We start from the raw sequence: 21,590 nt of genomic DNA, 5'->3' as shown, positions 1-21,590 counted from the left end.
TCCATTCCCGCTAGTGTGCAGTCTTGCCACTGACCATAATGCTCAGCTTGCCGCCCATCTCATACAGACCCTGCGCCGCCAGTTCTGCCTGTTTTGTGCCCAGTACGTTCTGCTCGCTCGCCTGCTTGATATTGTTCATGGCCAGCACTATCTGATCCATGCCCACCATCTGCTGCTGGCTGGAAGCCGCGATCTGGGTCGCGGCCTGCGCCGCCTCGTTGATGCTCGCCGATAGCAGGCGGATGGATTCACCGGTCTCGCCGGACTGTTTCACGCCCGCTTCCACCGCTTTGTTCCCCTGCTCGGTAGCAAGTACTGCAACATTGGTGGCTTTCTGGATGTCGCCCAGAATCCTGCGTACCTGGCTGGTCGCCTGCCTGGACTGCTCGGCCAGGCTTTTGATCTCCTGCGCCACCACGCTGAAACTCTTGCCTTGTTCCCCCGCTCGGGTCGCCTCGATGGCTGCGTTCACAGCCAATAGATTGGATTGCTCAGCGAGGTCATTGACGGTGGCGATAATCTCGCCGATGGCGTGGCTTTGCTCCGAAAGTTGCACGATGCTGCCGGCAATGGATTCCATCTGTTCCTGGATGCGGCGCATCCCCTGAATAGCCTCGTCTACCGCCTGGCGGCCTGCCTGGGACACATTTGAAGCTTTCTGCGCAGTGTCGGAAACGTATTGCGCCTTCTGACTCGCATGCTGCGCGGTCTGCTTTACCTCCTCCACGGTAGCGGTGGTTTCACTCACGGCGGCGGCGGTCTCGGCTGCACCGGACGCAACCTGCGTGGTGGTGGCGAGGATTTCCGCCGACGACGAAGACAACTGAGCGATGCTTTCCCGCAGCTGGCGGGTAATGGTGCGGCCGAGATGAAATCCGATCATCAGGCCGACAAGAATGGCGAGCAGCGAAACCACCGTCAACGTGAGCGTAAAAAGGCTTACGTTTTCCGCAAGATCGGCTCTTCCTTTATCCAGCAGTTTCGATTGACGCTCATAGAAATGCTTGGCTTTTTCGATGAGCGCGAAGCTGCGAGGGCGGAACTCCTTGATGGTATAGGCGACCGCCTCTTCATTTTTCTGCTCCAGAGCGAGCCGGACGGCGCTTTGCTGGGCTTGCTCCAGTTGTTCCTGCAAGGATTCCATATCGTTAATGAGATCGATCCCTTCTCCAGCGCCTGTCAGTTGGCGCATTTTTGCCAGGATTTGCTTGTACTGGAGACCGTTGGCTTGGAGAAGGGACTGATTCAGTGTGCGAAGCTCCGGATAGAGCAAAACGCCCCGGACATAGGTCTGCTGAGCAAATACGACGGTCCGAAGTTCGTTGGCGCTCTCCAGCAGACGCTCGTCCACATTGAGGAAGCGGTTGAATGTCGCCTGCGTCTGGTTGAGAGCGTAAAAGGCAACGCTGGTTACGAGCAGGAGTAGTCCCAGTACGACTATGTATCCCCCGATTATTTTCTTGCTGATGGTCATGGTTTACCCTCTCAAAACTGCGGTTTTCCTGCGTGTCTCAAGGTCTAGAATTTTTGGAATTGCTGATCTTTGTTTCTTGCCGTCATCTGCGGTTTTATCCCGTTCCATGCCAGACCGTGCTACGGATCTGCCTGCTCCTCCACGACAAGGCCTTCGTCGGTCAGGAGTTTTTCCGCATCCAGGATCACCAGCCGCTCGGGAGTCACCCCCTTCAGGTAATTCTTGCGCACACCTGTTAGCGTGGGCAGCGAAGACTGGATGTCGCTCAGCAGGATACGGCGTGCACTGACGATGGCGTCCGCCAGGATGCCGAAGAGCGTTATTCCGGATTGCAGCACGATAACTTTGTTGAGATCGGTCAGCCCTTTGTCCGGCAGCTCGAAAAATTTCTTGAGGTCAATGACCGGAAGTATTTCCCAACGCAAATTGATGATGCCGAGGACAAACGCAGGGGTGCATGGAAGCGGCGTAAGGCTTTCCAGGGGCGCAACTTCGCGGATGAAGTGCGATTCAATCGCATAACGTTCATCGGCGAGAATGAATTCCACGACCTCAATGCCTTCATCGGCGGCGTTTTCCGGCGCCGGTTCTTCCGCCAGCGCAAGCGCCCTCGCCTTTAAGATCCGTTGTGTCTCATCGGTAGACGGCATCCAGATGCGTGCGAGCATAACATCTGTGGTTTTCAGACCCTGTCCGATCCCGCTGGAGTTAACGAACTCGTTGTTTCGCGGCGCTCGCGTCTTCATGCGTTGTTCTCCCTCTCGAATCCGCGCGGTCTGGTGCGGTGAAATCGATCCAGGGAGTGAATAATTTCAATAAGCCCACCAGCAGTCAGTCCCTCCGATTCCGGCAGGAGGGCGTCGGGAGGAAATCGATGCAATAGCGTCAGCGTATTATCAAAATGCCGTTTTGCCTCGCGGGCCCGGCCCTGGGACAGACACAGGTTGGCCAACGCGAAGTGCGCAAGCACAAAATCCGGATCGAGGTAAAGCGTCCGCAACAGCGATTGCGCAGCCAGTCCGCCCTGTCCCACCTCCTGTTGCAGGGTGGCCAGGAGATAATGATTTACCGGATTGAGCTTGTCGGCGGCAATTGCTTTCTCGCACCATTCAATTGCCTCGGCAAGCTTCCCCAGGTTGGCATGGGAACGGGCTGTGTCGTAGTATGCATGATGCCGTTCATGATGCACTGGATGGGTTTCAACTTGCCGTATCTTGTGTGGTTGTGCGGCTACGTTCACTCCCGCTGACAGGGTCTCCGTCTTTGCGCTTTCCAAAGCAAAGGATGTTTCCCCATCCTGAAAATAGGACATTTGTCCCGAGGCGGGTGCCGGCATGAATAGGGTATTGTTCGGCACCGGATTTTGCGTCGAGGCCATGCACTCATGCATGTTCGTCTGCGATCCGGGGATTTTATTTTTTTGATAGAGAACTGCACCCGGGAAGGTGATGGCCTTGAACCGTGGAAATAAGCTGTTCGAGACCTCCACGGGACTTACGATGAGCCATCCGCCATCGCCGAGTGCTCGATGGAAATTCTGTCCAATTTTCTTGATCACTTCCGGCTTGAAATACATCAGCACATTGCGACAGAAGATCATGTCCATCGCGTGGATGCCATGGGTGAGAGAGGGATAAACATCCTCGGTCAGGTTCAGATAGGAAAAAGTTACTCGTTTACGAATATGCGGCAATATCTCGAATTTCCCATTTTTTCTCCGTTTAAAATAGCGCTCCTTGATCGCGGGTGGCGTATCGCGGAACGACCATTCGCCATATACACCTTCGGCTGCCTTTTGCAGAAATACAGGATTAATGTCGGTGGCAAGGATGGTTGCATTCCATTCGGCGGAATGCTGAGTCAATTGGTCAAGAAGCATAGCGATCGAGTAGGGCTCTTCCCCGGTGCAGCAGCCTGCACTCCAGATGCGCAATTGCCGGTTAGCCTGTGCACAAGCGCGTATTAATTCAGGGAAAATATGTTCCTTGAGCACATCGAAGCATTTTTTTTCGCGGAAGAAGTAGGTCTCGCCCACAGTCAGGTGGCAAGCAAGTATCTCGATTTGCTTACGTGTCAGGGGTGCGGACAGAAGCTGATGAATACAAGCTTCCGTGTTCCTCATGCCAAGCGCCGGCGCAGCGGCGGCAATTCCGCGCTCAAGATCACTCCAGCGTTTTTCCGGATAGTACAAGCCCATTTGCATGGCGAGTAATTCGCTTAGTCGGGACAGCAGCAGATGGGGAACGGTGAGTTGCATATCGGGCATCAAGCGCTAGCCAGCGCCAGATCCAGACTATTTTCCTCTTCCAGAGAAAGAAATTTGTCCAGATCATGAATAAGGATCAATCCATCCTTAAATTTGCTAACCCCCGCCATGTATTTGAGTGTTGGAAGAATACTTTCTGCCGGAATCTGATTCTCCTCGGGACTTTCGACGACGTCCGTCACCGCGTCTGCAGCCAGTGCTACGGTGCGCTGTTTGGTGTGTGCGAAAATAAGCCGGTCATTCAGGGTGATTTCCCGTTGCGGCAGGTTAAAACGCTGCCGGACATTAATGACCGGGACGATTCGGCCTCGCAGGTTAACTACGCCGAGCACAACGTCCGGTGCGCCTGACAGCGGGGTGATATGGACCATGCGCACGACTCGATCCACCGCGGACAGGTGCAGCGCATGGCGTTGATCATTCAGCATGAAAACAATATATTGATTAAGCATTCCGCATGAAAACGATATCGTATAACCGCTTTACCGCCCTTTATGGCTGAAGAGTGCTGCATACCCCCGTTTATCGGGTGCACGCAGAAACAGGACTCTTGTATCCATGGTTGATGCGCTTCCTTTGCTGCCACACCATGGCAAAGCAAATGTTTGTGAGATCAGTCAGTATTGAGAATTGGATGGAAGGGCTCGGCGGATCATGCTCCATACCCATATCGCGCATCGATCCCCAACTACTCAGGACATCAAGACCTTCATATCCCGATTAATGGATCGCCCCAATTGCCTGGCAATCCATTTTTGCGCCATGCGGGAATACCCATCCTTCCGTCTTTAGCGCTGATTGATAATAGAAGTGATGAGACTACAAAACGATAACTTTAAATAGCTGTAAAATCTTACAGGTGGGAAGGCAGAATATTAGAAGTATCGACGAGGATCCTTCAATAACAAGGGTTCCCGAGGGACTCAGGGTCGGGGAATATGCGGGTGATCCCCGTATTTTTTTGGTTGCACTCGGACGTAAGCTCTTCCGCCATCCATTCTGACGGATGGCTCAGAGCTACAAAAATTCTTGGACACGGATTTATTCAACCACTCAACAGAAGGTCACGATGAAAAGTATTCCATTATTCGCTATGTTGTTATTCGGCAGTTCGTTCGTGCAAGCCGCCGTACAGGGCAAGGAGGTGACATATACTGCCGGCGGTACCGTTATGAAAGGCTACATTGCCTATGATGATGCGATCGAAGGCAGGCGCCCCGGTGTGCTGGTGGTGCATGAATGGTGGGGTCACGACGGCTATGCGCGTAAACGCGCGATGATGTTGGCGGAGATGGGTTATATTGCACTGGCACTGGATATGTACGGTGACGGCAAGCAGGCTCACCATCCAGACGAGGCCGCGAAATTCTCGGGCGAGTTGGCTAAGAATTTGCCACTGGCAAAAGCGCGGTTTGAATCGGCAATGAAGTTACTGCGGCAACAGAAGAATGTGGACGCGGGAAATATCGCCGCGCTGGGTTATTGTTTCGGTGGCAGTGTGGCGCTGCAGATGGCTCGCCTGGGCGAGAATTTAAAGGGTGTGGCAAGCTTTCACGGCGGCCTGGCAACAGAAACGCCAGCACAGCCAGGTAAGGTAAGTGCGCGGATTATTTCCTTTACCGGCATGGACGACCCCATGATTCCAGCAGAACAGGTCGCGGCGTTCAGGCAGGAAATGGACAACGCCGGCGTAAATTACAAGGCGGTGACTTTTGCCGGGGTCAAGCATAGCTTCACCAACCCGGACGCCGATGAATATGGGCGCAGATTCAATTTGCCACTTGCATATGATGCCGCGGCGGACAAGGCTTCATGGGATGAAACCAAGAGTTTCCTCGCGGATGTGTTCAAGGCGAAGTGATGCGAGAGGGATAAATTGATCATGATGCGACGACGGATCAGGATTTACGGGTACCGCCCAGCGCATCTTATTTGATTCGCGTCGGTAGCCACGGCGCCTCGTCTTCCAGGATAGTGGCCGAGGTGAAGCGACAGGCCTCTTTCGTGGCGGAGAGAGAGGGATTCGAACCCTCGGTACGGTTGAAGCCGTACGCACGCTTTCCAGGCGTGTACCTTAAACCACTCGGCCATCTCTCCGGTTGATGAAATCCCCTGCCAGGAACCCGGTAAGGGCGCAAAGAATAAACCAGAACGGCGTTTCCGGCAACTTTTCCGGTACCATAGGGGAAAATTCCCCATCATCCGTATTGCTAGAGTGAGTATTTGACAGCTCCAAGAATTGAAACCAGAAACAGGATCTTCTCATGCAAATTAAATCACGTATTCGCACTATCGCGCATTATCCTCATGAAGGCATCATGTTTCGGGACATCACCACGCTGCTCAAGGACCCGGTAGGACTGCGCGCCACCATTCAGGAGATCACCAACCGTTATAAAAAACTAGAGATCGACAAGGTCGCGGGTATCGAGTCACGCGGTTTCATCATCGGCACCCCCGTCGCTTATGAACTTGGTTTGGGTTTCGTGCCGATACGCAAAAAGGGCAAGCTGCCTGCGGAGACACGCGGGCGCGATTATCAATTGGAGTATGGCAGCGACCGTATCGAGATTCATGTGGATGCGATTCAGAAAGGCGATCGGGTGCTGCTGGTCGATGACCTCATCGCTACCGGTGGCACGGCCGAGGCCGCCGCCGCATTGATACAGGAAATGGGTGGAGAAGTGGTGGAATGCTGTTTCGTGATCGACCTGCCTGATGTTGGTGGCAGGCTCCGGCTGGAAAATCAGGGCCTCAAGGTGTTTGCGTTATGCGATTTCGAGGGTGGTTGAGGCGCTTGGGTGATGCCATTCCGCGTTGTTACGCTTTGCTCTGCACCCTCAAAACCGCACACCCCACCGCTCCAACAGCCGGATTCGAGTTGAAGGAATGCTCATACGGCGCAATGTGCTACGTTTATTGCCGCCCTACACTTTATGCGCTGTTGATAATTATCAAAATCGCATATTGTATTGGACATAGAAGAGATCCGGCGAGACGCCGGGGGCGGTGGCCTTGAGGAAATTGCCGGCAAAGAGCTTCGAGTAGCCGACCAGGATATCCTGGTGACGGTCGACGTGGATGTTGAAGCGGAAGTCGATTTCATCGCCGACGTAACTGCCGGCTTGCCCGGTGGCATCCCGCAAGGTGGCGGCACCGGCGGCGTTGTACAGGAAGTCCTGCTTGTTGGCCAGGTAGAAGCGGTGGTACTGGGCGGTAAACGTGGCCCAGGGCTGGGGATGCAGGTTGATCTGGGCATTGAAGTCGTGGATGTTCTGGCGGCCCACCCGGTCGATCCAGCCCAGGTAATAGTTCCCGAAGGGGAAGAGCTGGTTGAAGGTGTTGCGCCGGCCGTCATTGGCATTATTGTCGCCGGAGGCGAAGTCATAGCGCAGCCAGGCCTGGGGATTCATGGGTGCCCCCTTGAAGTGGTAGCCGGCGCCGGAGGCGACCGCAAAGGCGGAGATATCCTGATTGGAATACTGGCCGAACTGGTACATGCCTTCCAGTTCGTAGAGGAACTGGTTGTAGTCCCCGGCCAGGCGCCCGCCGAGGGTATGCGTGATCGAATCGCCCAAGATGCCGTTCCTGCCGAGTGCGCGGTGGCGATTGTCGTCCAAGCTCAGGAAGTACATGTCGACCAGGTGGCCCTTCATGGGCTTGTAGGTTCCCCACAGACCGAAGAATTCCTGTTTGGTATCCCAGTTGTCGAACTGGTTTCTTTCCGTGATCATGGGACGCACCCAGAATGCGTCCAGGTCAAATGTCGGCGTGCGCCAGAATGCCTTGACGCCCTGGAAGGTGCGCCGCGTGTTCACCCAGTCGAGGGTGGAAATCAGCCGCTGCGAGCCATAGAGTAATTCCTGGCGGCCGACGCGCAGATAAGCGGGGCCATCCTTGATGTTCGCCAGCTTGATATCGGCGAAGAGGTTCAGCATGTCGGTGCGATTGACATCGGTGGCGGCCGGCGCCAGGGCCTGACCGAAACTGCGGGCGTCCAGAAACTCGGCGAATATGCGGACCTTGTCCTGATACCAGAAGTCGGCGTGGAAGCGGCTGCGTATCAGATGGTAATTATCGCTGGTGTTGGTCAAACGGGCATCGGATTCGCGCATGTACCGGTACCAGAAGCTGCCGCCGAAAGACAGCAGGAAGTCCTCGCCCATGTGGATACGCTTGATGGGATCGAAAAGATCCGGCTCATAGCCCGGTTTCTCCATGTAACGGTAATCGATCTCGAAAGCGGGGTTGGTCATGAGGGCATAGGGCGCATTGGGAGAAACCGGCGGGGCCTTACGCTCATTGCCGGTGACTACATCCCAGAGCGAGTAGTACCCCGGCCCGGAGGGTGCTATGACGAACATGCCGGGACGCGATGGCGCGGTGACGGGGGGAACCTTCGACCAATCGAATTGGGCGCCCGCCTTGGGAGCCGCGGGTGTCGCCGCCGCCCCTGCGGTTGCCGTGGCCGCCGGGGTTGTGGTTGCAGGGGGGACGGGAGCGGGGTCTGCCGCGAAAACATGCAATGCCAGTCCCAGCGTCCCCGCGCCCAGGCATAATTTCAACAGGGGTCCGCGTATGCGGGCCGGAAATGCCGTGGGTGGGGTGGTCATCACTTGAGGGATCAGGGGGCGGGGCATATTCATGGCGGAAGTTCCTGTGGGTTCCTGGTAAAAAATGCCCGCAACTATAGCAGACTCATGGCATTTTTTGAATGATCATGATCAGGATAACCCGCGGTTCCATTCACCACTCATCGGGATTAATGGCTTATTCTTTTTATTCCCAGGAAGGGCAAGTCTTTCTAACGGTAAAACTTACCCTCGCGCTCCGGCTGGGAGACAATTTCCACAATCCGTACCTTTATTGTGCCGCCGCCCGGCCGTGGCCACTCTATTTCATCTCCGGTGGAAAGACCGAGAAGGGCACTGCCCACGGGTGCGAGAATGGAAATTTTGTCTCCGGTACCGTCTACATCTTTCGGATAGACCAGGGTCAGGCAGAAGTCTTCACCCGAGGAGTCGATGCTGAAGCGAACAGTCGAATTCATGGTTACCACCGATGGCGGTATCTGCTCAGACTCGACAATTTCAGCACGGTCGAGTTCGGCTCGCAATGCCGCCTTGCCGGGAAACGCATTTTCCGGAAGCGACTCAAGCAACGCCTCCAGCCGGTCCAGATCTTGAGACGTCAGTACAATTTGTGGTCTGCTACTCATTTTTACCCTCGTTTCGAGTTTTGGTTAATTTCAGACAGTTTCGGGGAGCAATATCATAGCGTAACAAAACGCGCGAAGGCCCAAGCCAGTGTAGCGCAGTCGAGTTTTCCTGCCGCCTGCTCAACCAGTATCGCACGGCAATCAAGGTATCCGGCACATCCGGTTTGGACGGTTTTGATCAGATCAGTATAGCCCGCGGTAACAAGTGCGGTTGACTCGATCGGAAAGAAGGAAGGGTAATTTTACACCAAATAGCGCCGATATTACCATGGCATCGCCATGGACTTGATTCGATACCCACGCCCGAACACGTATTTCGGGTCATCCCGCTCGCATTGACCCATTGCGGCGATGGGCGTACAGTCCAACGATGACGTGCCGGCTATCCGGCTTTTCTGAAGAGGAGATTACGACTACCATGCAGTCACCCACTATTGTGAATCCCGCCGTACTGATTCCAGTCAATCCGGCAATCGAGGACTACATGCGCGGCCTCGCAGGTCGAACAGATCACCCAGTGCTGACGGAAATGGAAGCGGTAGCGAAGCAAAACAATTTTCCCATCGTTGGCCGTTTAGTGGGGATATTTCTCGAAACATTGGCGAAAACAGTCAACGCCAGGCGTATATTCGAGTTTGGCAGCGGCTACGGTTATTCCGCTTATTGGTTTGCAAAAGCGGTGGGGGCGGATGGACAGGTAATCTGCACCGATGGAGACCCTCTCAACAAAGAGAAAGCAGAGCAATATCTCCGTTCCGCAGGTTTGTCGGAAAGAGTTGATTTTCGCACCGGACTCGCGCAAGAGATATTTACGCAAACCGAAGGGCTATTCGACATCTGTTACAACGATGTCGACAAAGGCGATTATCCCGAAGTCTGGCAAATGGCTAAAGACCGGATTCGTCCCGGCGGCCTTTACATTGCTGATAATGTGCTTTGGCATGGACGCGTGGCGGTGGAAAAATATGTTGACATTATTCCCGGCTGGACTGAAGCGATTCTTGATCATAACCGGCTCATTTTTAATGACCCTGAATTTGACGCTTTTATCAACCCGACGCGTGATGGCGTGATCGTGGCGCGTAAAAGAACATCATAATTTATCGAGTCCCACGTATCCTCTCCATTGAAACTCATTATCGTCGTATGACTCCTTTCCACAGCATTCTGACAGGCTCCGAACTCCCCTTTTTCAGGTTGCAAATACCCCCTTCCCACAGTTCAGATATGATCTGCCTACATATTACGGCTCTTTTTAATCAAATCATACGCAGCCTGCACTTCCTGAGTTTGCGCGGTGGCCATCGAGATCATATCTTCCGGCACTCCCTGGCCCATTAATTTGTCGGGATGATACTGGCTCATCAGCTTCCGATAGGCACGTTTGACTTCCTGATCGCTGCTTTCTTTACTGACACCCAATGCCTTATAAGCGTCATCCAGCGCGGTGGCGGAGGTCGCCTGCCCGCCTGCGAAGTGTGACTGGCCCAGAACCATCTCCAGCAATTGCTTGAACGCGGACTGATCATAGCCCAGATGAAAAGCAAAATCTTTTAACAAACCTTCTTCAGCCGCATCCAGTCGCCCATCCGACAATGCCATGACGATGAGGTAGATCAGCAACATCTGCTTCAGGCTGTTTGTATGCCCGCAAACCGCCATGAATTCGTTCAGCTTGGGCTTGATATCAAAATCCGGCGCCATTCCCTGCTTGAACAGGGCGATTGCCAATTGCCGATGCTCGGAAGACATTCCCAGCTTCCGCATGAAATCTTCCACATGATTAATCTCATCCTGGGAAACATGGCCATCCGCTTTGGCGAGCTTCCCCATCAGGATGAAGACGGTTTCAATGAAAACTGTCTGGCGATGGGCGTTGGTAAGCGGGTTAATTGCACCCGCACCATAAGCCCGGTAACGGTCGAGGATACTTCCGACAATATACCCGGCGAACGCGCCGAAAATACCCAGGAAGTAATAACCTAATAAAAGTCCAATTATTTTAAACAAGGGAATTCCTGTGAATAATGTGGCAAATAGTCCTAAGTTAGATAATTATTACTGAAATCGGAATTCTGACATACTTGGTTGACATATTGAGCGGATAAATTCATCGTCACGCACGAATACTTGGCCGGCTGCCGCCACCCCGCCAGCGAGTCGCATGACATTTTCCATTAATCCCCTGCCAAATCAAAAATGTATGGACAGAGTGCGGCAGACCCTTCAATACACGCGATAAAGGAGAGACTGTGATTGAATTGCATTCGAGCCCCACGCCCAACGGGCAAAAGATAATGATCATGCTGGAAGAGATTGGAATCAAATGGCAGCATATCGACGTCAATATCGGGACCGGCGACCAGTTTAAGCCCGAGCACCTCAAGCTGAGCCCCAATAACAAGATTCCCGCCATTGTGGACACGGAAGGACCAGAAGGCCTGCCCTACACCATGATGGAGTCCGGCGCCATTCTCCTTTATCTCGCGGAGAAAGTCGGGAAGTTTCTGCCAAAGGATGCTTGCAAACGCTACGATACGATGCAGTGGCTGTTTTTCCAGGTGGCGCATATCGGGCCCATGTTCGGCCAGGCCAATCACTTCAATAGCCAGGCCAGGAATAATCAATATGCCAGGGATCGCTACAACAACGAATCGCTGCGCCTGTACCGGGTGCTGGACAACCGGCTGGGCGAATACCCATGGCTCGCTTGCGACGAATACACCATTGCCGACATCGCAACCTATCCATGGTGCAAAAGGTATAGGGATCGCGGCGTCGACCGCGCCGCTTTCCCCAATTTCATGCGCTGGTTCGAGGCGATGGAAGCGCGTCCGGCTGTGCAACGCAATAATGACATGGCGGCCGAAATCCGGGAACGCATGAGCAGAGCGGCAGAGGGTCAGCCAACTATCAACATCTACGATACTAAAGATAATGCCGAACGTCTGGCTCGTGCCACATCAGCACGCTGATGTGGCAAACGGAAACGCTTGCTTTTTACACCGTGTGAACTATAAACAAATCGGTTCCATGTTTCCATACACCCTGGCAGGAAGCTCTAAAGGAGGGGATAGCGCATGAATTTATCCGAATACATCTACGTCACGAGTCGTCCTTATAGTTCCCTTTTGCGGGAAGTCAATATTTCGGGCAACCTTTTCACTTCAAAGCAGCTGGCATTCAACATGCAGATGCAGACCCAATCCAACTGGTGCTGGGCGGCAACATCAACAAGCGTGTCGCATTTTTATTGGTTCTGGAGCACATGGTCGCAGTGCGGTGTGGCGAATGGAGAACTCGGCCATAGTGATTGCTGCAACAGCCCGGTCCCGTCTGCATGTAACGTTCCGTGGTATCTCGACAAGGCGCTCACGCGCACCCACAATTTTGTAAGCGTTATCGGACAGCAAGCCAGCTTTCAGCAGGTAAGGGATGAGATTGACGCCGGGCGGCCGGTGGGTGCGCGCATCGGCTGGAACGGCGGTGGCGGCCACTTCATGGTGATTTATGGTTACAGCCGCTTTCTCGGCATGGAATACTTCGATATTGACGATCCCATATACGGCAAGAGTCATCTTGCCGTATCCGATTTCGCCAGCAACTACCAGGGAAGCGGCAGCTGGACCCATACCTATTTTACAAAGAGCTATTTCAAAATGCCCATAAAGTACCTCATTCCCGTAGAACCGGTTCTTCGCCGTATCTGGGAAGCCCGTCCGCTCTTGAAGGTAAAGCAGGACACCGGCTTAATGCGCCAATCGAGCGAATCGCCCGGTACCGAAGAAGCACGCGCCGCCCTTGGAATGGCGCATCGCATGTATTCGGTTGGCTTGGATGCATTGCTGGAAAGACAGGAACTCGCTCCCCAGCCTGTTGGCCTCCGGGTTTACGAAACGTTGGGCGACACGCCCAGCGCCTTTTTCGATGTCAGCGAAGGAGAAGAGCCGCGTCTGTTGCAAATGTCCGCATCGAAGGATCATCTGGAACGATTCGCGCGCGGTCTGGTGGAAGTGCTGGCCGCAATCGGCCGGGATGAACGGGAGGCTGAACTGCGGCTGTTGCGTGTCCCCGCGCTCAATTTCGAGGCGTTATGGATCAAGTACGAAGATGGCGGCAAGGATATACTGGTTCCCTTGCGCACCGTGGGCCAACTGGTCCAGCACCAGTCAGTGGCCTTGCAGGATGCGCTCGGCGCATTGCGAGAAGCAGCGCGGCCACTGGCAAATATGGATGATACGATGGGAGCGTGAGTACGATTTTCCGCCGCCTGTTCTCATAATGAACAAACGGCGGATCTTGTAATCAGGGAGTGCAATTTTTGCTGTTAAAGATAGTGGTTAGGGCACTCCTTCTATCATTCACCAAACGAGTCGCTTCGCCAGCGTCATAATAGGTATACGCCAAACCCGGAAGCCAAAAAAGTGCGGCGGCAACGTTGGTTCCTGTGACACCTTTCTTTGAATCGATTTCCGCCTGCGCCTTGTCAAGCTTTGCCAATTCCTCCTTGATGGCGTTACAGGAAAGGTTTTGATCGCCAGGCTGAACTACCTGTATTTTTTGCGATGTAGCACAGCCAAAAAGCAACCCGCTCGCGGCGACGGTAACTAGCATTGCACTTCTCAAGGTGAACGACATCATTCCACTCCATTTCAGCCGCCGAATATGCGTCATCGCAGCCGTGGCGGGGCCGGTTACGCGCAAAAATTACTGGAAGCACCGTCATGCAATTCACATGTTATGAGTATGCCGTGATATGCGCTTTCGCTCATGCCATATAAATGAATATCCGGCATCCTATCCATTGTCAGGCTCAATATCAAGAACAATAGAGCAACCGGAACGTCATGGGGTAAAACTAACGCCCCGTCAATTCCTCACTTGTTCGAGAATGAATACGGCGGCCGGAAACGGCACATGGGTCTGCCTTTCACTTTGGTGACAAAGATCTTATGCGTAGCGCTTCCATGGGTTAAACTTGGACATTCAATCTTACTTACGCTGACAGCTACCTATGGCCCAATATGTACTTACCATGAATCGCGTGGGCAAAGTCGTCCCGCCCAAACGCACGATTCTCAAGGATATCTCCCTCAGCTTCTTTCCCGGCGCAAAGATAGGACTGCTTGGCCTGAACGGTTCCGGCAAATCCACCGTGCTGAAAATCATGGCGGGGGTGGACAAGGATATTGAAGGCGAGGTGACGGCGATGCCAAATCTCAAGATCGGCTATCTCCCTCAGGAACCGCAACTTAATCCCGAGCAGACCGTGCGCGAGGCCGTACAAGAGGGACTGGGTGAGGTGTTCAGCGCGCAGCAGAAACTGGAAGAAGTCTACGCCGCTTATGCCGAGCCGGACGCCGACTTCGAAGCGTTGGCTTCCGAGCAGGTCCGGCTGGAAGCCATCCTTGCCGCCAGCGGGGGAGACGGCGGCCAGCAGCTTGAAATCGCCGCCGATGCGCTACGTTTGCCCGAATGGGATGCCGTCGTCAAAAATCTTTCCGGTGGCGAGAAACGCCGCGTCGCCCTGTGCAAACTTCTGCTATCCAGGCCCGACATGCTATTGCTGGATGAGCCGACCAACCATCTGGATGCCGAGTCGGTGGATTGGCTGGAACAATTTCTCACCCGCTTCCCTGGCACGGTGGTGGCGGTCACGCATGATCGCTATTTCCTCGACAACGCCGCCGAGTGGATTCTGGAGCTTGACCGGGGTCATGGCATTCCATGGAAAGGCAACTACAGTTCCTGGCTTGAACAGAAAGAAAACCGCCTGAAACAGGAAGAATCGACGGAATCCGCACGTCGGAAGGCCCTCCACAAGGAACTGGAATGGGTGCGGCAAAACCCCAAGGGACGACAGGCAAAATCCAAAGCCCGTATTGCCCGCTTTGAAGAACTCAACTCACAGGAATACCAGAAGCGCAACGAAACGCAGGAAATTTTCATTCCCGTCGCGGATAGACTCGGTAACGACGTTATTGAATTCAAGAATGTTTCCAAGGCTTATGGCGATCGCCTGCTGATCGATAATTTGAGCTTCAAGGTGCCGCCTGGTGCCATCGTTGGCATTATCGGTCCGAATGGCGCGGGCAAATCCACCCTGTTCCGCATGGTCACGGGGAAGGAACAGCCGGATTCCGGCGAAATTGCAATCGGCACGACCGTCAAAATCTCGCACGTGGATCAATCGCGCGATACGCTGGAAAGCGGCAAAACCGTGTTCGATACCATCTCGGGCGGCCAGGATATCCTTACTGTCGGCAGATACGAAACGCCCGCGCGTGCTTACATCGGCCGTTTCAATTTCAAGGGTGCGGATCAGCAGAAAATCGTCGGCAATCTCTCCGGCGGTGAGCGCGGACGGCTGCATCTGGCCAAAACGCTTATTTCGGGCGGCAACGTCCTGCTGCTGGACGAGCCCTCCAACGACCTCGATGTGGAAACCCTGCGCGCGCTGGAAGATGCCTTGCAGGAATTCGCCGGCTGCGTGCTGGTCATTTCGCATGACCGCTGGTTCCTCGACCGCATCGCCACCCACATCCTCGCGTTTGAAGGCAATTCGCAGGTTACGTTCTTCGACGGCAATTACCAGGAATATGAAGCCGATAAACGCAAGCGGCTGGGTGAGGAAGGCGCAAAACCGAAGCGAATCCGGTATAAGCCAATCAACCGGTGACACGCTGATTTGCGTTATCCTGGATACCGGTGGAATTTACCCGCCACTCGTGCCATCTGCTTTGGCCGGCAGAATAGAAAAACCCCGTAATCACGATGAGTAGCCGCACCCCTTGGGGTCATTTCACCGCCCTCGCGATCTGGATCGCTATCTCCGGGGTGATGTACCTATACTTTGACGCCCGCCAGAAGCCAACGATCGCGGTCGCCAGCATGGAGTTGGGTAGCGGAGAAGTAGTGATTCCCAGATCACGCGACGGCCATTACTATGTGCGGGGCGCAATCAACGGTTACCCTGTGGATTTCATGGTGGATACGGGAGCCGGCACGATATCCATCAGTCATGAGATCGCGCGGAATGCCCGTCTTCCCAGGGGTATACCTGCTAATTTTGTGACCGCAAATGGTACGGTCATGGGCGAAATAGTTGCCGGGCAAACGATTGAAGCGGGAGGCATCGTGGTGGAAGGTCTTAGTGTAGGCATCGGCATACACGGCGACATCGCATTGCTTGGACAAAACTTCTTGCGCAGGGTGGAAGTGGTCCAGTCGAATGATAAAATGGTGCTGCGAGTCAAGGTTAAATAGTCTGGCAGGTATCAAGCCTGAATCTCCGAGAGCTTCACGGACAGGCAGTCCGGACTGTACAAAGCTTACCGCGCCTGACAGCAATTTCTCGCCATACGCGGTTAGCATCGGCTACCATGTAGGCACCGGCCGCTCCCCCGATATGCTTATACGGAAACACATTGAAATTTCCAATCCTGTTTTTAGAATGACATTCATGAACTCAGTTTGTTATACCTGCCTGCTTATCCTGATCTTTTCAGGATTCGCGGAAGCGCGTTCGGTCGCCTCCACGCTACCGCACGGACGCGAGGTGAACGTCTTGAGTACGAAAATACCAGCGGAGATGGCAGAGCTGAAGTCATCGGAAGGCATCAGTGCAGTCGACGAGGCATTACTTGAGGAAAACCTTGAAATAAGCGAGACCCTGCTCCACAAGCTTGAAGCCCGGCGGCTGGCACAACTCGACGGAAAAGTTGAGCGGCATGATGGCGAGCGGCCACCGTCTGGAGGCAAGAAGCAGGCTGAAGGGAATAAAGCATGTACTGACTGCCCCGAATTAATATCCATTCCAGGTTATAAATTTGCCATCGGCAAGTTCGCTGTAACCTTCGAAGAGTGGGATGCCTGCGTGGCGGACGGTGGTTGTGGCGGATACCAGCCTGCGGATAACGGCTGGGGACGCGGAAAAAGACCGGTGATCAACGTGAACTGGAATGATGCTCAAGCCTATATTCAATGGCTGTCAGGAAAATCCGGTAAGGCCTACCGCCTGCCGAGTGCCGAGGAGTGGGAAATCGGCGCGCGTGCCGGGACGACCACCGAATATTACTGGGGCGATGATGTCGGAAGTAATCATGCGAATTGCGATGGCTGCGGAAGCGAGTGGGACAATCGAAGGACTGCGCCTGTGGGCAGCTTCAAGCCGAATGCTTTCGGCCTGTACGATATGATGGGAAATGTATGGCAATGGACCGGCACCTGCTGGCAAGGCAATTGCGCAAAACGCATGTTTTATGGCGGTTCGTGGAATCACAGACCACAGGATATGCGGGCTACGACGCGCAACTGGTTTGATACGACGAAACGGATGCGTTATCTGGGATTTCGTCTCGCCATGACAATCCCCTGAAACAGGGTAACTAAACGCATGGTCCCCTCCTCACCCGAGGAATATCCATACCTCAGACTGTACGTCTGATTCTCGCCCCCAGTAACGACAATTTGTCCTCGATACGCTCATAGCCGCGATCAAGGTGATAAATACGGTCAATGACCGTTTCGCCCTTCGCGATCAGTCCAGCCAGAACGAGGCTGGCGGAAGCGCGCAGGTCGGTAGCCATGACATTGGCACCATCAAGACTGGCTACACCACACACCACGGCTGTGTTGCCTTCCACTTTAATATCGGCATTCATGCGTTTCAATTCCTGCACATGCATGAAGCGATTTTCAAATATGGTTTCGGTAATGATCGCGGTCCCGGCGGCAACGCTGTTCAATACCATGAACTGCGCCTGCATGTCGGTGGGAAAAGCCGGATAGGGCGCGGTTCGCAGATTTACGGATTTCAATGGGTTATTCATTTTCAGGTGTATCCAGTCTTCACCTGATTCGATGGCGGCCCCCGCCTCCATCAGTTTGTCGAGTACCGCATCGAGTGTATCGGAGCGTGTTTCCGTAAGATGAATTTCACCACCGCTGGCGGCAGCCGCCACCAGGAATGTACCGGTTTCGATGCGGTCCGCCATGACGCGATACGTAGCGCCATGCAACTTGTCGACGCCCTCGATTGTGATGATATCGCTGCCGACGCCATGGATTTTCGCACCCATCGCAATCAGGCAATTTGCCAGATCCAGTACTTCCGGCTCGCGTGCCGCATTCTCGAGCACGGTTGTTCCATCGGCCAGGGTTGCCGCCATCATCAGGTTCTCAGTTCCCGTAACGGTGACAATATCCATGACGATGTGCGCGCCGGTGAGACGTTTCGCTTGTGCGTGAATATAACCATGTTCGATATCAATCTCCGCGCCCATAGCCTGCAAGCCCTTGATATGCTGGTCAACCGGGCGCAAACCAATAGCGCAGCCGCCGGGCAGCGATACCCTGGCTGCACCCGCGCGCGCCAGCATGGGACCCAGTACCAGGATCGCGGCGCGCATGGTTTTCACCATCTCGTAAGGTGCAACAAGATTGGAAAGATGGGCGGCGGTCAACTCCGTTTTTTTGTCGCCCGGCGCAATGGCAACGCCCATTTGCCGAAGAAGACTCAGCATCGTTGTTACGTCGTTGAGATATGGAATATTCTCGATGGTCAGCGTTTCACCGGAAAGCAGAGAAGCGCATAGAATGGGCAATGCGGCATTCTTTGCGCCGGAAATACGAATTTCGCCGGAAAGAGGTACGCCACCCTGGATGATGAGTTTTTGCATGAGTTATCGATGTTATGAGTATAAATCCATCCCAGCCCGCTCCTCGACTGGTACGAGTTCGGGTAAGAATTTCGCGATATCAGGGGATCACTGTATAAATCCAGGTATGTCAATAAAATCCTTTAGACTCCGCCCTGAATTCCCCGCGACGCAACAAGATGCCAAAATGAGCTGTCCGGAACCAAATTTTCTGTACTGATTATCGGTCATGGTTTTAGCGATTGAAATATGCGTGCGTTCCCTTCATCATATCGCAAAGGCCACTCTTACAAATCCATATTTGCAAACGTTCTACTTTGCCTGGCGCCGTCAGGCCGGCATTCAATCACTTAAAGGAGATCAAATGAAAAAAAAGACGATCCAAACTGGCGACGCGCCCCAAGCCATCGGCACCTATTCTCAGGCGATACGCGTCGACGGGGGGAATACCGTCTATCTTTCCGGCCAGATCGGGCTGGACCCATTTACCATGCAGATGGTGGTAGGGGTGGAGGGACAAATCCAGCAGGTCTTTCTGAACTTGAAAGCCGTGGCGGCCGCGAGTGGTGGCAATCTGAGCGATATTGTTAAACTGAATGTCTATCTGACCGATCTTGCCAATTTTGAGAGGGTAAACGAAATCATGGCGAGCTATTTTAACCCGCCCTATCCGGCGCGAGCGGCGATAGGCGTGGCGGCGCTTCCGCGCGGGGCATTAGTGGAGATGGATGCGGTAATGGTATTGCAGGAGTGAAGAATAACACCCGTAACGATTCCACGCCGGGTGCCGTCACTTGTTTTGTTACCAGGGTAGTGCAAGAAAAACTCGCCAAGCTTGGCATTACCGACGAATTCGATCTGTTGCTGCATTTGCCGCTGCGCTATGAGGACGAAACGCATCTTTATCCCATTAACGACCTTCCCGAAAACAGGACGGTGCAGGTTGAAGGCATCATTATCCACAGTGAAGTCATGTATCGACCGAGGCGCCAGCTGGTATGCCAGGTGGAAGACGGGAGCGGCATACTTTTCATGCGCTTCCTCAATTTTTATGGCAGCCAGGTAAAAGCGTATGCCGCAGGCACACGGGTACGCTTGCTGGGAGAAGCGCGTCCAGGTTTTTTCGGTGTCGAAATGGTCCATCCCAAATGCCGCATCGTGCGCGAAGGCGAACCACTGGCCGACGCGCTGACACCAATCTACCCGGTTGCGGCGGGCCTCGCCTCTGGAACAATACGCAAGCTGATCCTGCAAACGCTGCAGCGGTTGGTGGAGTGCGGGGACCCGCAAAGCCATCTATCGGAAACCCTGCCCGGTACGTTTTTACGGCATTATCGATTGCAAGGCTTCAGGGACAGCATCATTTTTCTGCATCAACCCTTGCCGGACGCATCAGCCGCTTTATTGCAGGAGCGCAAGCATCCGGCCTGGCGGCGGATCAAGTTCGATGAACTGCTGGCGCAACAACTCTCGATGCGTCTGCATTATCGCCAGCGCCGCAGTCAGAGCGCCCCCCTCCTGCTCAATAAAAACAAACTGACCACGGCGCTGCTTCAATCACTCCCCTTCGAGCTCACCAGCGGCCAGAAAAAGGCACTCGCCGAAATCAGCCGCGATCTTGCCGCAAGTCATCCAATGCAGCGATTGTTGCAGGGCGACGTGGGCTGCGGCAAGACCATCGTCGCCGCATTGGCGATGTTGCAGGCAGTTGAAAATGATTACCAGGCCGCCTTGATGGCTCCCACCGAGATCCTGGCCGAGCAGCACTATCAGAAGCTTTCAGGCTGGCTGGAACCGCTGCTTGCCCCCTTGGGTATCACGATTGCCCGGCTATCCGGCAGTCAGAAAAAAAAACAACGGGAGGGCGCACTCGCCGATATCGCCGAAGGTCGCGCCATGCTTGCCGTTGGTACTCATGCATTGTTCCAGGAGCAGGTGGAATTCGACCGGCTCGGACTTGCCATTATCGACGAGCAACACCGCTTCGGCGTGCATCAGCGGCTGGCATTGAGGATGAAAGGTACTCACGCAGATGCGGTGCCGCATCAATTGATGATGAGCGCAACACCCATTCCGCGCACGCTTTCGATGAGCTACTATGCCGATCTGGATGTATCGGTGATTGATGGGCTGCCTCCGGGCAGAACCGAAGTGACGACTAAATTGGTTGCGGATACCCGCCGCGATGAAGTGACTGCACGTATCCGGGAGGCTTGCCATGCCGGAAAACAGGCCTACTGGGTTTGTCCGCTGATTGAAGAGTCCGAAGCTTTGCAACTCAAGACAGCGCAGGAAACGCATGAAACGTTGAGCCTGACTTTCCAGGATTTGAAAATTGGGCTGGTGCACGGCCGGCTCTCTGCCCGGGAAAAATCGGCGGTCATGGAATCATTCAAGAAAGGTGAAATCCAGCTGCTGGTTGCCACAACGGTAATCGAGGTCGGTGTCGATGTACCCAATGCTTCATTGATGGTGATTGAGCATGCGGAGCGCATGGGATTATCCCAATTGCACCAGTTACGAGGGCGCGTGGGGCGGGGTGCGGAAGCCAGCATATGCATACTGCTGTACCAGAAGCCCTTGTCCACCACCGCTCAAGAGCGGCTTCGAATCATCTTCGAACATAACGACGGTTTTGAGATCGCGCGCCAGGATTTACGGCTCCGCGGTCCGGGGGAGTTTCTGGGTGCGCGCCAGAGCGGCGTGCCCATGCTGCGCTTTGCCGATCCGGAATATGACCGAGACTTGCTCGACGACGCCCGCACCGTCGCCGAAGAATTGCTCCGCGACCACCCGGAAGCTGCTAATCGACATCTTCATCGCTGGCTAGGGCGTAAAAGCGAATACCTGCGAGTCTAGCAGTCTGTCGGCCCCAAAGAATCGAAGCAAAAAAATGGCGGGGCGAGGATAGATTTTTGGGCCGGATATCAATGAATGATCCTGAATACGGCGATTGAACATTTGTATTTCATT

The 21,590-nt window shown here is 54.1% G+C and carries 20 protein-coding genes and 1 tRNA gene; 11 read left to right on the top strand and 10 right to left on the bottom strand.

Annotation, left to right across the window (positions count from 1 at the left end):
- Positions 1–10: 10 nt before the first annotated feature.
- From EBAPG3_RS06745 to EBAPG3_RS06730, 4 genes are all read right to left on the bottom strand, one after another.
- Entirely contained in the window at positions 11–1,474 is a 1,464-nt protein-coding gene (locus tag EBAPG3_RS06745) for a methyl-accepting chemotaxis protein (RefSeq protein WP_004178935.1), read from the bottom strand.
- 119 nt (positions 1,475–1,593) lie between these two features.
- Entirely contained in the window at positions 1,594–2,220 is a 627-nt protein-coding gene (locus EBAPG3_RS06740) for a chemotaxis protein CheW (RefSeq protein ID WP_004178938.1), read from the bottom strand.
- Positions 2,217–3,740, bottom strand: coding sequence for a CheR family methyltransferase (locus tag EBAPG3_RS06735; protein WP_004178940.1), 1,524 nt, complete (start codon positions 3,738–3,740; stop codon positions 2,217–2,219). Before EBAPG3_RS06735 ends, EBAPG3_RS06740 begins: the two co-directional genes overlap by 4 nt.
- Positions 3,740–4,192, bottom strand: coding sequence for a chemotaxis protein CheW (locus EBAPG3_RS06730; protein ID WP_004178942.1), 453 nt, complete (start codon positions 4,190–4,192; stop codon positions 3,740–3,742). The genes EBAPG3_RS06735 and EBAPG3_RS06730 overlap by 1 nt, the downstream gene beginning before the upstream one ends.
- A 617-nt stretch (positions 4,193–4,809) precedes the next feature.
- Here EBAPG3_RS06730 and EBAPG3_RS06725 point away from each other — a divergent pair.
- Entirely contained in the window at positions 4,810–5,601 is a 792-nt protein-coding gene (locus tag EBAPG3_RS06725) for a dienelactone hydrolase family protein (protein WP_004178944.1), read from the top strand.
- A 144-nt stretch (positions 5,602–5,745) separates the two neighbouring features.
- Here EBAPG3_RS06725 and EBAPG3_RS06720 read toward each other — a convergent pair.
- Positions 5,746–5,837 (bottom strand) — tRNA-Ser (locus EBAPG3_RS06720).
- 167 nt (positions 5,838–6,004) lie between these two features.
- Between EBAPG3_RS06720 and EBAPG3_RS06710 the strand changes: the two genes are divergently transcribed.
- Positions 6,005–6,532 (top strand): adenine phosphoribosyltransferase, encoded by a 528-nt coding sequence (locus tag EBAPG3_RS06710; RefSeq protein ID WP_004178945.1) that lies wholly within the window; start codon positions 6,005–6,007, stop codon positions 6,530–6,532.
- Positions 6,533–6,694: 162 nt separating this feature from the next.
- Here the strand turns inward: EBAPG3_RS06710 and EBAPG3_RS06705 are convergent, their stop codons facing one another.
- A complete protein-coding gene (locus EBAPG3_RS06705) occupies positions 6,695–8,104 on the bottom strand; it encodes an alginate export family protein (RefSeq protein ID WP_227869282.1) in 1,410 nt (469 codons plus the stop codon).
- On the opposite strand from EBAPG3_RS06705, the gene EBAPG3_RS15405 reads away from it, so the two are divergent.
- Complete coding sequence (locus EBAPG3_RS15405; RefSeq protein ID WP_227869281.1) at positions 8,094–8,360, top strand: hypothetical protein; 267 nt, start codon at positions 8,094–8,096, stop codon at positions 8,358–8,360. The genes EBAPG3_RS06705 and EBAPG3_RS15405 overlap by 11 nt on opposite strands.
- 184 nt (positions 8,361–8,544) lie before the next feature.
- Here EBAPG3_RS15405 and rnk read toward each other — a convergent pair whose 3' ends face one another.
- On the bottom strand, positions 8,545–8,958 hold the full coding sequence (gene rnk, locus EBAPG3_RS06700; protein WP_004175666.1) for a nucleoside diphosphate kinase regulator: 414 nt from the start codon (positions 8,956–8,958) through the stop codon (positions 8,545–8,547).
- 418 nt (positions 8,959–9,376) lie between these two features.
- Between rnk and EBAPG3_RS06695 the strand changes: the two genes are divergently transcribed.
- Complete coding sequence (locus EBAPG3_RS06695) at positions 9,377–10,057, top strand: O-methyltransferase (protein WP_040851560.1); 681 nt, start codon at positions 9,377–9,379, stop codon at positions 10,055–10,057.
- Between the two features lie 137 nt (positions 10,058–10,194).
- Here EBAPG3_RS06695 and djlA read toward each other — a convergent pair whose 3' ends face one another.
- On the bottom strand, positions 10,195–10,968 hold the full coding sequence (gene djlA, locus EBAPG3_RS06690; RefSeq protein ID WP_004175670.1) for a co-chaperone DjlA: 774 nt from the start codon (positions 10,966–10,968) through the stop codon (positions 10,195–10,197).
- Between the two features lie 242 nt (positions 10,969–11,210).
- Between djlA and EBAPG3_RS06685 the strand changes: the two genes are divergently transcribed.
- Together EBAPG3_RS06685 and EBAPG3_RS06680 are read left to right on the top strand one after the other, a co-directional pair.
- The gene (locus EBAPG3_RS06685; protein WP_004175675.1) at positions 11,211–11,933 is read left to right on the top strand and encodes a glutathione binding-like protein; all 723 of its coding nucleotides are present in this window, start codon (positions 11,211–11,213) and stop codon (positions 11,931–11,933) included.
- A 105-nt stretch (positions 11,934–12,038) separates the two neighbouring features.
- A complete protein-coding gene (locus EBAPG3_RS06680; RefSeq protein WP_004175676.1) occupies positions 12,039–13,211 on the top strand; it encodes a papain-like cysteine protease family protein in 1,173 nt (390 codons plus the stop codon).
- Between the two features lie 52 nt (positions 13,212–13,263).
- On the opposite strand, the gene EBAPG3_RS06675 is transcribed toward EBAPG3_RS06680, so the two are convergent.
- Positions 13,264–13,599 (bottom strand): outer membrane protein assembly factor BamD, encoded by a 336-nt coding sequence (locus EBAPG3_RS06675; protein WP_227869280.1) that lies wholly within the window; start codon positions 13,597–13,599, stop codon positions 13,264–13,266.
- 373 nt (positions 13,600–13,972) lie between these two features.
- Here EBAPG3_RS06675 and ettA point away from each other — a divergent pair, with 373 nt between their 5' ends.
- The 3 genes from ettA (at position 13,973) to EBAPG3_RS06660 (ending at position 17,335) form a co-directional block, all read left to right on the top strand.
- A complete protein-coding gene (gene ettA, locus EBAPG3_RS06670) occupies positions 13,973–15,637 on the top strand; it encodes an energy-dependent translational throttle protein EttA (protein WP_004175679.1) in 1,665 nt (554 codons plus the stop codon).
- Positions 15,638–15,732: 95 nt separating this feature from the next.
- A complete protein-coding gene (locus tag EBAPG3_RS06665; RefSeq protein WP_040851562.1) occupies positions 15,733–16,224 on the top strand; it encodes a retropepsin-like aspartic protease family protein in 492 nt (163 codons plus the stop codon).
- Between the two features lie 196 nt (positions 16,225–16,420).
- Positions 16,421–17,335, top strand: a complete 915-nt coding sequence (locus tag EBAPG3_RS06660) for a formylglycine-generating enzyme family protein (protein ID WP_227869279.1) — start codon at positions 16,421–16,423, stop codon at positions 17,333–17,335.
- Positions 17,336–17,387: 52 nt separating this feature from the next.
- Here the strand turns inward: EBAPG3_RS06660 and murA are convergent, their stop codons facing one another.
- Positions 17,388–18,638: a UDP-N-acetylglucosamine 1-carboxyvinyltransferase gene (gene murA, locus EBAPG3_RS06655; RefSeq protein WP_004175684.1), complete on the bottom strand. Its 1,251-nt coding sequence runs from the start codon at positions 18,636–18,638 to the stop codon at positions 17,388–17,390.
- Between the two features lie 343 nt (positions 18,639–18,981).
- Between murA and EBAPG3_RS06650 the strand changes: the two genes are divergently transcribed.
- Both EBAPG3_RS06650 and recG read left to right on the top strand, forming a co-directional pair.
- The gene (locus EBAPG3_RS06650) at positions 18,982–19,371 is read left to right on the top strand and encodes a Rid family detoxifying hydrolase (RefSeq protein WP_004175686.1); all 390 of its coding nucleotides are present in this window, start codon (positions 18,982–18,984) and stop codon (positions 19,369–19,371) included.
- Entirely contained in the window at positions 19,368–21,476 is a 2,109-nt protein-coding gene (recG, locus tag EBAPG3_RS06645) for an ATP-dependent DNA helicase RecG (RefSeq protein ID WP_004175688.1), read from the top strand. Before EBAPG3_RS06650 ends, recG begins: the two co-directional genes overlap by 4 nt.
- Positions 21,477–21,590 lie beyond the last annotated feature (114 nt).

Source organism: Nitrosospira lacus, from assembly GCF_000355765.4.
Taxonomy (GTDB): Bacteria; Pseudomonadota; Gammaproteobacteria; order Burkholderiales; family Nitrosomonadaceae; genus Nitrosospira; species Nitrosospira lacus.
Note: the sequence above shows the minus strand (reverse complement) of the source record. Positions and strands in the feature narration are given on the sequence as shown.